The sequence below is a fragment of the Mycoplasmopsis gallinarum DSM 19816 genome, assembly GCF_000621085.1.
Lineage (GTDB): Bacteria > Bacillota_I > Bacilli_A > Mycoplasmatales > Metamycoplasmataceae > Mycoplasmopsis > Mycoplasmopsis gallinarum.
This window is the reverse complement of sequence record NZ_JHZE01000011.1, coordinates 1-12,456: the sequence shown is the minus strand read 5'-3', so window position 1 is coordinate 12,456 and position 12,456 is coordinate 1. Positions and strand designations below refer to the sequence as shown.

The following is a 12,456-nucleotide window of genomic DNA, read 5'->3' as shown; positions in this document are numbered from 1 at the left end:
ATGTCTTCTTTAGATATTTTAGAAAAAAATTTTATTTTTTGACCACTTACTTCCATATATTAATTAAAGTTCAATACTTCAGAAAATTAAACTTAGACGAACACGCACGAACACAGCTTGTATAGGACAAGATAAATATCGAAAAATGTTTACGCATTAACATACGTTAAAATATATTAATATTTACTATGTAAATAGCTTGAGTGTAATCACTATTAAGACAGGCACTCAAGTTTTTTTTATAAAAAACTTAAACATTGCAAACTTGAACACAAAAATTTGACATTTTATATATTTACATCAAACATAATATTTCTTTGATTTTTTTTGAATTTAAATTTGATTGAATTCTATCATTGTTATAAAAATTATAAATTTTGCAATTTCTTTTTCTAATTTTTTTAATGTTAATTTTTGACGATCGATATCATTTAAAAATACGGTTTTTAAAATTAAAACTCAAAATTTGTTTCCTCTATTATTGAATGAATTTCTAATTCGTTAATACGATGTTGCTCTCTTAAATTTTTTATCATTTTTTATAATGAATACTTGTATATTGAACTCCATGATCTGAATGTATTATGAAATGTTTAGATTCAAAATTTGTTTTTGAATACTTTTAATACAGTATTAAGATCGTTACATAAAGGCAATACAGTTAAAATAAAATTAAATAAGAGTTTTTATAAAGCTAATTAATTAAATGAAATAAAAATCTTTTGTAATTTCTAATAAAATACCTTTTCACTTCTACGAATTTTTTATCGAAAAAGTTAATTCCTCTGACTGAAAGAAATTTAATTTCAAAATAATTTTTTCCAATTAAATCTTTTTTATAACTATGATAAATTCAAAAAAGTCAAGTCATTCATGCTGTTTAAGTTGTCTCATATATTCTCCTATACAAAAAAACACGAAATATGGATTGTTCATATTTCGTGTCCCAGTTTAACATGCTTTTCATTTTTTCTTTTCAAGAACAATGGTTAAAAGTTTTCTTACATATTGACTTGGACTTAAATTGTATTCTTTTGAAATGGTGATTAAATCATTAAAGAGTTCTTGGTTGATTTCTATTTTTAAAGTTTTAGTGTTGTTATTTTTCATAAACAAAATACTCCTTACCATTATCTTTCATAATTGTTTTAACTCCCATCTCATTCATTTTCTCTTTAAAATAACCAAGTCCAATATTACTTTCCACACCCATATATTCCTTATATCAATTTTTATATCTTTCAAGCATTTCGATAGCGCTATCTTTGTTTATGATATTAATGAACTTGTCATTTAAAATAAAGTCTTCTTGAATACCGTATTTAATATCTTCAAAGAAATGATGTAGATAAAGTCATAATTTAACAGGCTCATTATCAAAAATAATTTCAAGATGGTTATTGAAATTATCTTCGGTATTAGTGAAAATATAATGATTATCAATTAATCTTTCAAACCCACCAAGCGCTTTATTTAAGACATATTGATAGTCTCTTTCTTCACTTAAAAGTATCTCTTCAATGTTTTTAATGTCTTTTTCACCGATAAATCTATTTCTTAATTCAATAATATATAATCTATCACTAATTGCTTGATTAAGCTTTTTAAATTTTAAATTATAGTTAGAAGCGAAAATCAATGTCGCAAAGTTTTTTCACTGTGTAATTCGTTTGAACTTAATATCATTTGAGATTACCTCACCACTGATTAATGATTTAAAAGTTACGTTATTTGCGTCAAAATACGACGGCGTTTCATCTGTTAAATTCACCTTTTTATTTCTTAATGCACTTAAAGCAAAATCAGCATCGGTAAGTTGTTCATAGTTTAAAGAAGAAACATTTTTAGAACCGACAAACCGTGCGATAAATTGCATAATGGTGCTTTTTCCATTTCTTCCTGAATACCCTTTAAAAAGAAAAACACTTAGGTTGTTATTATTATCGACTAAAACTGTCCCAAGCATTTCTCAAAATACCTGAATAAGTTTATCTTCTTCTTGTTTGTTATTTCTTTTAAAAAGACTTCTTAGTCAATTATCAATTTTTTCATTTTCAGTAATTAAAGGGTTATATTTAATATCTAAATAACTAAATACATCATAATCATAAACAATTCCTGAAACAAAATCAAACTTGCGAGCGTTATTATCATAACTTAAAACACCGTTTGCTACCCTGATTAAATTAGCATTAGTTTGATTAGTATTTATCTCAGTAACACTTAAATAAATTTGCTCTCAAATTTCCCTGTATTTAGTCATATTGATTTCAATTACTTTATGACCCGCTAAATCATTAATTTCATTTATTTTTAATTTTAAAAGATAAAAAAACAATTCTCCTTTATTTTGATAACCTTCATTCGCACTTAAATACTTATTATCAAGGAAAATAAAGATTTCTCCGTTGTATTTTTTAATCTTATATTCATTAATAAAGATATCAACAAAAGCACTTAAATTAAATTTATATTTACCATTCTCTGTAAGATGCAGTGCTTGTATAAAAACAGATGACGCGTTTTGGCTTTTATTAAACTGATTTAAAACTTTTTTAATGTTATTATTAATTTCATTTCTACTTAAACAATCTTCTAAAATATAATTATTATAATATTTATAAAAGCGACTTAAATCTTCTGCTTGATAATATTTATTTAAACGGAGTAAATTAGAAGCTAAAACTAATAAATTTTCACTTCGTTTATCACCTTCTTTTGCTCCTTGTAAATTATTAATTCTCTCTTCTATGCCACTAAAAGCGGCTCATTTTTTGTTTAAATTAAGTGCAGGAAAAAAGAGAATATCCAGGTTTGGAAAGTCATTAATATTATCTAAATTATGTCTTTGTGTTTCACTATTTGAAAAAACTACTTTTCTGTCTAATATTTCATACTCAATACCAGAAAAAGATAAATAATTATGTTTATTTTTTAAAATATTTTTAAGGTATTTATTATTTTTAAAAAAGAAATGAAAAGAACCTGTTTGTGGTTTATAAGTATAAGCAAGATGACTTAAATCATTATTAATTAAAAGTTCTTCTAATAAATCTCTTGATTTTTGATTATCAATATCAAGACAAATTAAATCCATTGATTTTAAATCAAGGACGTATTCATTAGTATCAAGACTATCTTTAACTTGATTATAAGTTAAAATTTCTTCACGCTTAGGTTTTTTATTTAAAGAAGGATAAAAGATTGCTTTATCGTATAACATAATAGGTAAAATCTCCTTATAATTATAACTTCTGTAATGTTTATTTATTTTTTTTATCATTGTAACAAAATATTAAGATGTTATTAAAAAATCTTTTAATATTTTTTTAGTTTAAATTAAAAAGATACAGTTAATAAATCCATAAACCGGGACACGAAATATAGACAATCCATATTTCGTGTTTTTTGTATAAGGGAATATATGAGACAACTTAAACAACATAAATGACTTGAACTTTTTTCAATTTATCATGATTATAAAAAAGGTTTAATTGCAAAAAATGATTTTAAAATTAAATTTCTCTCAATCAGAGGAATTAGCTTTTTTGATAAAAAATTCATAGAAGTGAAAAGTATTTTATTAGAAATTACAAAAGATATAATTTAGGTATGACTAATTTAGAATATTAAACAGGCAAATCTCCTAAAAAAGGTAAAGGCGCAGGAAGGCCAAAAAAGAAAAATATAACCTCAATTGAAATTGTTAAAAAAGAATGAGAAAAAATGCCAAAAGAACAATTGATAAAACTTTTGGAAATTTACAAAGATTCTTTTGACAAAAATGGAATTGAAGTTGATATTTCTAAGATAAAAAAATCTTCAATTTTAGTAAGAAAATTAGGTCTTTCTTTTAGCAAGTCTAAATCAACTATTCATAATTTAAAAACAAAACATAAACAAAATAAAAATTTAAAATTTAATAATAAATATGATGAATTAGTAATTAAATCATTAAACAAAATAAATGCTTATTTGGAAGAAAAAAACTTGAAAATTATATAAAAAGAAAATATCAAATAACGCTTAATTATAGAACTATTGGTAGAATAATGAATAGATTAAGTTTGCTTTGTTTAATTAGAAAAAAGAGAAAAGATAGAGAACAAAAAAATACAAATGTAAAATTTATTGATTTAATAAATCGAGATTACAAAGGTAAAAAAATCAAATTATTGCAACAGATGTAACATATATTCAAGAACCAAAAAATTGCGAAAACAATTTTGTTTTCTTGTCAGTTGCTATTGATCATAAAAGTAAATATCTTATTAATTACAATCTTTCAACAAGAAATGATCTTGAATTGGTTATGCAACATATGTCAAAAACAAAATTAAATCAAAAATGAATTGCACATTCTGATCATGGATTTCAATGTTCTTCAAAAAATTATGTAGAAACGATTCAAAAGAAGAATGGAATGGTTTCAATGGGAAGAGTTGGAAATTTTTTGGATAATAGGGAATCCGAATATTTCTTTTCAATTTTGAAATCTGAATGTTTAAAATTAATAGACATATCAAAAATTAAATTTAAAGTACTTAAAAATTTAATTACTAATCTTATATTTTATATAACATTGAAAGAATTTAATCTGTACTGAATTGAATAACACCTCAAGAATCTTGAAGTGTTATGATAAATTAAACTTTTGTTCAATTTTTATGTCTCAGTTTAAAAATATGTATTTTTTATGTCTCTTTTCAGTTTTCAATGGTTTTAATCAATTATTCATTTTCAAATAATTTAGTTGAATAATTTAATCCGTAAATTTTAATCAATTGTTCTTTATAAGAACTTTTTTGATGTGGATATCTATTTTTATCTCTACCATCAATTAAATTGTATTTTTCAATTTGACCTTGATTAGTATAAATTGCATGTTGTTGAACAAATTGTTGAAATAAAAAACTATAATTTGTAGCATATTTATTGTTTTGATTGACATAAACAATTGATGGACTCTTTGGTTCAGCAAAAGCAATTCCTAAAGGCATTCCATCCTGATCTATAACTAAAGCGCCACTTGCGCCGCCCATAATTCTATTTCTTTGTGAACCTAAATAAACTAAACCATAAAAATTAGGCAATTCTTCATTATTAAAACGATTGCCATGGCTTGCAACCGGAAGATTATGATATTCTTTTTCCATTTGTATATACATTGAAGTCTTAATTCAATCTGAGTGATTAAATGAATCTAAGTCCTCAGCCATTACATTACTAAAAGTGGCAATACGATTATTAACCACTGGATGTCCATAAACATAAAATAAATTAGGCTTAAAATAATAATTAATATTTTGAGTTTGATTAAAAATATTATTTAAATATTTATCAATTTGTTCAGCTTTTTGGTATGTTTTAACTTCATTTAAATTACTTGAATTATTTTGAAAACCGATAATATTATTTCTTAATTCTAAAATTGATCCATAGTCTATTGAGACATATGGATTATGTTTTAAATTCATTGATAAATTGTTTTGCGCTTGATTAATGCTTCAGTCTACTTCTACCATTGCATTAATTATTCTTTTGGCAATTGCTTTTTGATGCAAATCACGCAAATTTATTTGACTAAAATCAATGTCTCATTCAACTACTGCAAAATCAGCATAATGACTCCGCCCATTATTTGCATTATAAATAAAATTTCTAGCAAGATAAAAATTGCGAGGTCACTGATTTTTACTTAAATTTCAAGAATAAGTTTTTGCTCCATTATCAATTAAATTATCTTTAATATTGACAATCATTTGATCTATTTGCTTTTCGCGATTTGGTTGTTGATATTCAGGGTAATCATTAGCATGAAATAAATCAACTGCAACGTGGTGATTAGTTGCTAAAAATAATTTGTATTTTTTCTTTTCTTCTATTACTTTATAGTCTAATAATCAAAAAGTTCCAGCTGTAAAACTACCATCATTAAAAGTTCAAAAAATTGAAAAAGTACGATTTTGAATTTTTTGTAAATATTCACGATTTGAATTTAATTTGAAATATTCTGGAGTGCGTTCAAAATATTTATAAGCATTAGGAAATTCTAGGTAATAACCTTGAGCTGTTTCTTTTACTTTTTCTGTGTTCTCAACGGTTGAACTATTTTCAGATGAAGAATTGGTAGAATTTTCTGTTCCTTCATTTTCATTATTTTCGGAATTGTCATTTACAATTTCATCTTCTGAATGTTCATTTTCATCAACGTTATTTTCAATTTCTTTAATTTCAGAATGATTATCAGTTTCTCGGCTTGATTCTTCAGTTAAATCATCAGAAACTGTTTTTTTATTACTTTGAGTATCTTCTTCAATAGAATTATCTTGATTTGAATCATTTGAATCATTATTCAAATTGTTTTCTGAACTATCTTGAGATGATGATTCAGATTCAATTAATTTATTAGAGTTCTCATCTTTTTTATTAATTGAATCAGATGCACTTTCATTTTTCTCAGAAACATCAGTAACAATATTTGCATCATCAGAATTAGATAAGGAATTTGCTTTATCATCTTTTGTTTCATTACTATTTGTTTTTTTAATTTCACTATTTTGGTTAAAACAACTTGGTGCTAATAAAAGAGGACAAAGCAAACCGGTTAATCATCATTTAGGTTTTTTCATATTTATACTAATGGTTTAATCCCTTCATAAAAAGTTTCAGCTAATAAGTTTTTTCGATTTTGAATTGGATTTTCTTTATGTAAGTATGAATTGTGTTGGTAAGAATTCATAATTACATTTAATTGACTAACAGCTTCTCCTGTAAAAATATCCAACAATTCATATTGAGCATACATTGAACGCATATCCATATTTGATGAGCCTACGAAACCAATTGAATCATCAATAATGCCACATTTTGAATGTAAAAAACTATTTTGATAAATATATAACTTTAAGCCATATTCTTCCAATTTTTTTAATTCATTTAAACTGCTATTTCAAATAATTTTTTTGTCAGGTAAGCCAGGAAAATAAATTTCAATTTCAACTCCTGAATTTAAAGCTAGAATTAAAGAATTAATAATAGATGAAGGAACTGAAAAATAAGGAGTGGCAATTCTAATTTTTTTTCTTGCAATTGAAATTAGAAACAATAAGTTATATTCCAGCTTGCTTATATTATAAACAGGAGAATCATGAGTTAATAAAGCCAAGGAATTCTCATTTTCATCTGTAATTTTTCAATTCAATAATGATTTAATACTGCTTTGATTCAAAATAGATTTTTTAGGTCCTCAAAGTTTTCAATATTTTAAAAACAATAAAATATATGAATTAACATGCTTGCCCCTTAAAACGTAATTTAAATCTACTCAGTCACCATATTTTTTAGATAACCCCACATATTCATCGCTGATGTTGCAACCACCACCAAAAACTATTTCATTGTCTATTACATAGAACTTTTGGTGATTGCGATAAAAATTTTGTGAATGAATAAAAGGATAAAATACTTTAGAAATAAAAACAATTTCCACATTATGATTCTTTTTTAATTTAACAAAATATTTTGGTTTTACTAAACCACGACCAAAATCATCAATTAATCAATGAATTTTAACTCCTTGATTAGCTTTTTCCAATAACAAATCACACAAAGTATCAAGTATCTCACCTGGTTTTAAAATATAAGAAATCAAATAAATAGATTTTTTGGCTTCTTTGATTTGTTTAAATAAATCTTCAAAAAAATTGTGTGGATGATGATAAAAATTATAATTTGCTTTTAAAAAAGTAGCGCGATTTAATTTACTTAATTGTTCAAGTCGACTATATTCATATTTTTGTCAATAATCTTCATAAGTTTGCAAATAATATTGCTTATTTTTAATTAATTTTTGCTCTTTTTTATTTCTAAATTTGGAACCAAAAGCAAAATAGCATAAATGGCCCAATAAAGGAAAAGTAATAATAAGAAGCATTCAAGATAATTTTGAAGTTTCTGAACGATTTTGATTAAAAATAACAATAGTAGTTAAGGCATTTAGAAAATAAGATAAAAAAACCAAAACAATAAAAATTTCAACATTTACTTTATAAATTAAAAATAAAATAGCAATTATTATTGAATAAAAAATAATTGCTGAAAAAATTCAAAAAAAAGTTTTAATAAACTTGGCCATAGATTCTATTTTTTAGATGTTTTTTTAGGTTTGAAACTTTTACTGTCTCTAACTTGTCCATTAGTACGGTGAATTAATAATGAACCTTCTCTTTTTTTAGCAATTTCATTTGCATACTCAATTGCTTCTTTTTGAGTGTTAAATAATTTAGTAGCTTTTAAATTACCAGCTCCCTTTACTTGTCAGTGGTCACCTTTTGGAGTAACATGGTAAACAGTAGCTTCTTTTTTAATTTCTTTATTTTCTGCCATATTAATATCCTTATTTTTTAATTTATTATTTTATAAATTATAAAAAATAATTTAAAAATTTCAATAGTGCTAAAAATATAAAGTCTTATTTTTTAATTTTTCATTTTTGAGATTTTTTTAAGGCAAAAATGAATTAAATTTTAGGAAACAATTAGGAAATGAAAATTAAAGTGTAATTTTTTTTCTTACAAATAAATTAAGATATTCATTTGTTTTATTGTTATAATTTATATGCAATTTAATTGCAAATTTTGAAGGAGAGCGAATGAAATTTAAATACATTCAACCTGACAAAGTTATGTCAGACCCAAAAGAAATGATTCGTTTCTTAGATGTAAACGGTGACTTAATTGATAAAAATTTTGAAACTAGTGCATCAAAAGAACAATTATTAGAAATGTATAAAATTATGATTAGATCTCGTGAATGAGATTTATATGCATTAACTTTACAAAAAACAGGACGTTTAGGTACCTTTGCGCCTAACTTAGGTGAAGAAGCTGTTTTATCAGCTATTGGTTATGCTTTAGAAAAAGATGACTGATTCGTTCCACACTACCGTGTGCTAGCATCACAATTATCACGTGGTATTCCAATGGAAAACATTTACCTATATTGAAGAGGTTCAGAATTAGGTTCTAAATTTAAAAAAGATGTTAATGTACTTCCAATGCAAGTTGTTATTGGATCACAAATTTCAATGGCAGATGGTGTTGCATATGCATTAAAAATGGAAGGAAAAAACAAAATTGCTCTTACAACTATTGGTAATGGTGGAACCAATGAAGGTGAATTCCACGAAGGGCTTAACTTAGCTTCAGTACGTGATTTACCTGTAGTTTTTGCTATTATTAATAACCAATGAGCTATTTCAGTTCCAGAAAGAAATAGTTATAAAGTTAAAACATTATCACAAAGAGCAAAATCATATGACATTCCAGGTATTCGTGTAGATGGAAACGATTTACTTGCATCATATGAAGTTGCTAAAGAAGCATATCAATATGCAAGAGAAGGACATGGACCAGTTCTTATTGAATTTGTTACATGACGTCAAGGACAACATACAACAAGTGATGATCCTCGTGTTTACCGTACAAAAGAAGAAGAACTTGAACATGAAAAATGAGAGGCAATGCACAGAATTGAAAAATTCTTAATGGATAAAGGTTACTTAACTGAAGAATTAAGAACTCAATACATCGAAGAAGCCAAAAATGAAGCTAAAGAAGCATATGAAAAATCAACTGAAATTCTTAATTCAGAATCATTTGATGACATTTATGACTACACCTATGCAGAATTAACAGATGAATTAAAAGCTCAAAAAGAAGCTAACAGAAGATTTTTAAAAAAATAATATCAGTGGGATATTAAGGAGATAAAAATGGAAAAAATTACAGTTAATAATATTGGTGCTCTTACACATGCATTAGATTTAATGATGGAAAGAGATAAGTCAGTTGTTATTTATGGTGAAGATGCCGGATATGAAGGTGGTGTTTTCCGTGCTACACAAGGGCTTCAACAAAAATATGGTGTAGATAGAGTTTGAGATGCCCCAATTTCAGAATCAGCTATTGCAGGTTCAGCTATTGGTGCAGCTATTGCTGGATTAAAACCAGTTATCGAAATTCAATTCTCAGGTTTCTCAATGTACGCAATGGGTCAAATTTTCTCAAACGCAGCTCGTATGAGAAATAGATCAAGAGGAACAATGACAGTTCCTATGGTTTTACGTATGCCATGTGGTGGTGGGGTTAAGGCTTTAGAACACCACTCAGAATCATTGGAAGCATTATATGCACATATTCCAGGATTAAAAGTTGTTATGCCTTCAACCCCATATGACACTAAAGGTTTAATGATTGCAGCTATTGAAGATCCAGATCCAGTTGTATTCTTAGAACACAAACGTGACTATCGTGCTTTCAAACAAGAAATTCCAGCAGGATACTACAAAGTTGAAATTGGTAAAGCAAATGTTGTAGTTCCAGGTGAAGATTTAACAGTTGTTGCATATGGACACATGGTTCATGAAACAATTGCTGCTTTAAAATTATTAGCAGAAAAAGGAAAATCATATTCAGTAGAAGTGGTTGACTTAAGAACAATTAAACCATTAGATACAGCAACAGTTATTGAATCTGTTAAAAAAACTGGACGTGTATTAGTAGTTTCAGAAGCTGTAGAATATGGTTCAATTGCAACCGAAGTGTTAGCTCGTGTAAACGAACATGCTTTTGATGACTTAATTTCAAAACCACGTCGTTTAAATGGACCAGACGTAACAATTCCTCTTCCAGCATTAGAAAATTACTTTATGGTAGACAAAGAAAAAATTGCTACAGTAATTGAAGAAATGTTAGATGAAGAATAATAAATAAATTAAATTAAGAGAAAGGTTTTCTTACAAATAAAATATTTTGTAGTAAAGCCTTTTTCTTTATTTATAATTATTAATAGTTTTACTAAGCTATAAATAATTAATTTGTTAGGAGATAATATGATCGAAGATTTCGCAAAAAAATGTGGAAGTAAAGAGGAAGAAGGGGCTCCAGCAGTTGTTGGACAATTAAAAGTTTCTAACGATTTACTTGACTTTTCTGCATTAGCTCAAACCAATAAAAAAGCTAAAGCTAAAGAAGAAATTACAGAAGATAATGCTAATTTAACTCCAAGAGAAAGAGCTATTTTAGCAAGAATTAACAAGAAAAAAGAAGTGAAATAATTATGAGCGAAATTATAGAAGTAAAACCATTGGAAGCAAAAGAAGTTAAGCTTCCTCCAATTAGAAAAGCTATTGCAAAAAATTTAAAAAATGCAATGAATCAAGTTGCTTATTGTTCATTAGTGCAAAAAGTAGATGCAACTAATTTATGAAACTACCGTCTTCAAGTTAAAGACAAAGTTTTAGCAGAAAAAGGTATTAAGTTAACTTTTCTTTCATGAATTATTAAAGCAATTACTATTGCCCTAAGTGAATACCCTATGTTTGCAGCAAAAGTTGATGAAGAAAATGGAGTTATTAAATTCCCTGATTCATTAAACATTGGAATTGCAGTTGATACACCTTATGGACTTGTAGTACCAGTGATTAAAAATGCTGACAAATTATCAATTGTTGAAATTCAACAAGAAATTGTAAGATTAGCCACATTAGCAAGAGACAAAAAATTAACAATGGCTGATATGCAAGGTGGCTCATATACTATTACAAACGTTGGTTCAGTTGGAGTTCTTTGAGGTACCCCAATTATGAATTACCCAGAAATTGCAATTACAGCTGTCGGCGCAATTGAGGATCAATTAACCTTAGTTGATAAAGAAATTGTTGTCAAAAAAGCAATGTATTTATCAATAGCAGCTGATCACCGTTGAGTTGATGGCGCTGATATGGGACGTTTTAATGGCAGAGTTAAAGAATTATTAGAACAACCAGAAAAATTAGGAGAGTTATAATTATGTTTAAAATGCAATTTACCGACATCGGTGAAGGATTACATGAAGGAACAGTAGCAGAAGTTATGGTTACTGTTGGTCAAGAAGTTAAAGAAGGTGACATTTTATTCTCAGTTGAAACTGATAAAATGACTTCAGAAATTCCTGCACCAGTAAATGGAAAAATCGTTGAAATTTTAATCAAACCAGGTCAAGAAATTACTGTTGGAGACGAAATCTTCCACATCGAACAAGCTTAATTAAACTTGATTTGTAAAAAATGAAATAAAAGAGCAGTTCATTGGGAACTGCTTTTTAATATTTCTTTCTTAATTTTTGAATAGTGTATTTGTCCCACGTTTCCCACTTGTGGGATTTTTTTATATATTTTAAATTATCACATATTTATGTAATAAATATGTGAAAAATATAGTATGATACTACTAAAATAATGGTATAATACCGATATGGCAAGCAAAACAAGAAAGAGAACATGAATAATTTCAATATCTAAAAGAGAAAAAGGCAATTATTTACAAATTGGATATCAAAAATTTAAAGGCAATGGGTATGAAACCAGATTTGGAATAGGATATGAAAAAGATTTTGAGCAGTATCAAGAGAATG

At 26.4% G+C, this 12,456-nt stretch carries 14 protein-coding genes; 9 read left to right on the top strand and 5 right to left on the bottom strand.

The window, feature by feature from the left end:
* Positions 1 to 951 precede the first annotated feature (951 nt).
* Positions 952 to 1,110 (bottom strand): hypothetical protein, encoded by a 159-nt coding sequence (locus Q346_RS04170; protein ID WP_155946935.1) that lies wholly within the window; start codon positions 1,108 to 1,110, stop codon positions 952 to 954.
* A complete protein-coding gene (locus Q346_RS0102600; RefSeq protein ID WP_027332943.1) occupies positions 1,100 to 3,223 on the bottom strand; it encodes a DUF5906 domain-containing protein in 2,124 nt (707 codons plus the stop codon). Before Q346_RS0102600 ends, Q346_RS04170 begins: the two co-directional genes overlap by 11 nt.
* 201 nt (positions 3,224 to 3,424) lie before the next feature.
* Here Q346_RS0102600 and Q346_RS0102595 point away from each other — a divergent pair, with 201 nt between their 5' ends.
* The 4 genes from Q346_RS0102595 (at position 3,425) to Q346_RS04105 (ending at position 4,615) form a co-directional block, all read left to right on the top strand.
* Positions 3,425 to 3,610: a hypothetical protein gene (locus tag Q346_RS0102595; protein ID WP_027332942.1), complete on the top strand. Its 186-nt coding sequence runs from the start codon at positions 3,425 to 3,427 to the stop codon at positions 3,608 to 3,610.
* 116 nt (positions 3,611 to 3,726) lie between these two features.
* Complete coding sequence (locus Q346_RS0102590; RefSeq protein ID WP_027332941.1) at positions 3,727 to 4,005, top strand: hypothetical protein; 279 nt, start codon at positions 3,727 to 3,729, stop codon at positions 4,003 to 4,005.
* A gap of 47 nt (positions 4,006 to 4,052) precedes the next feature.
* Complete coding sequence (locus Q346_RS04165) at positions 4,053 to 4,190, top strand: hypothetical protein (RefSeq protein WP_155946934.1); 138 nt, start codon at positions 4,053 to 4,055, stop codon at positions 4,188 to 4,190.
* Positions 4,191 to 4,321: 131 nt separating this feature from the next.
* Positions 4,322 to 4,615, top strand: coding sequence for a hypothetical protein (locus Q346_RS04105; RefSeq protein ID WP_155946933.1), 294 nt, complete (start codon positions 4,322 to 4,324; stop codon positions 4,613 to 4,615).
* A 115-nt stretch (positions 4,616 to 4,730) separates the two neighbouring features.
* Here Q346_RS04105 and Q346_RS0102580 read toward each other — a convergent pair whose 3' ends face one another.
* The 3 genes from Q346_RS0102580 to Q346_RS0102570 are packed head-to-tail and all read right to left on the bottom strand — an operon-like array spanning position 4,731 to position 8,388.
* Complete coding sequence (locus Q346_RS0102580) at positions 4,731 to 6,632, bottom strand: MIP family Ig-specific serine endopeptidase (RefSeq protein ID WP_027332940.1); 1,902 nt, start codon at positions 6,630 to 6,632, stop codon at positions 4,731 to 4,733.
* A 2-nt stretch (positions 6,633 to 6,634) separates the two neighbouring features.
* Positions 6,635 to 8,137, bottom strand: coding sequence for a phospholipase D-like domain-containing protein (locus tag Q346_RS0102575; RefSeq protein ID WP_036438010.1), 1,503 nt, complete (start codon positions 8,135 to 8,137; stop codon positions 6,635 to 6,637).
* A 5-nt stretch (positions 8,138 to 8,142) separates the two neighbouring features.
* Positions 8,143 to 8,388, bottom strand: a complete 246-nt coding sequence (locus Q346_RS0102570) for a DUF2188 domain-containing protein (protein WP_027332938.1) — start codon at positions 8,386 to 8,388, stop codon at positions 8,143 to 8,145.
* Between the two features lie 265 nt (positions 8,389 to 8,653).
* Between Q346_RS0102570 and pdhA the strand changes: the two genes are divergently transcribed.
* The 5 genes from pdhA to Q346_RS0102540 all read left to right on the top strand — a co-directional run bounded on the left by pdhA (position 8,654) and on the right by Q346_RS0102540 (position 12,089).
* Positions 8,654 to 9,748: a pyruvate dehydrogenase (acetyl-transferring) E1 component subunit alpha gene (gene pdhA, locus Q346_RS0102560; protein WP_027332937.1), complete on the top strand. Its 1,095-nt coding sequence runs from the start codon at positions 8,654 to 8,656 to the stop codon at positions 9,746 to 9,748.
* Between the two features lie 27 nt (positions 9,749 to 9,775).
* Complete coding sequence (locus Q346_RS0102555; protein ID WP_027332936.1) at positions 9,776 to 10,768, top strand: alpha-ketoacid dehydrogenase subunit beta; 993 nt, start codon at positions 9,776 to 9,778, stop codon at positions 10,766 to 10,768.
* Between the two features lie 126 nt (positions 10,769 to 10,894).
* Positions 10,895 to 11,119, top strand: a complete 225-nt coding sequence (locus Q346_RS0102550) for a hypothetical protein (protein WP_027332935.1) — start codon at positions 10,895 to 10,897, stop codon at positions 11,117 to 11,119.
* A gap of 2 nt (positions 11,120 to 11,121) precedes the next feature.
* Complete coding sequence (locus Q346_RS0102545) at positions 11,122 to 11,850, top strand: 2-oxo acid dehydrogenase subunit E2 (RefSeq protein WP_027332934.1); 729 nt, start codon at positions 11,122 to 11,124, stop codon at positions 11,848 to 11,850.
* 2 nt (positions 11,851 to 11,852) lie between these two features.
* Positions 11,853 to 12,089 carry a biotin/lipoyl-containing protein gene (locus Q346_RS0102540; protein ID WP_027332933.1) on the top strand — a complete coding sequence of 79 codons (237 nt, stop codon included), beginning with the start codon at positions 11,853 to 11,855 and terminating at the stop codon, positions 12,087 to 12,089.
* The last annotated feature ends 367 nt before the right edge of the window (positions 12,090 to 12,456 follow it).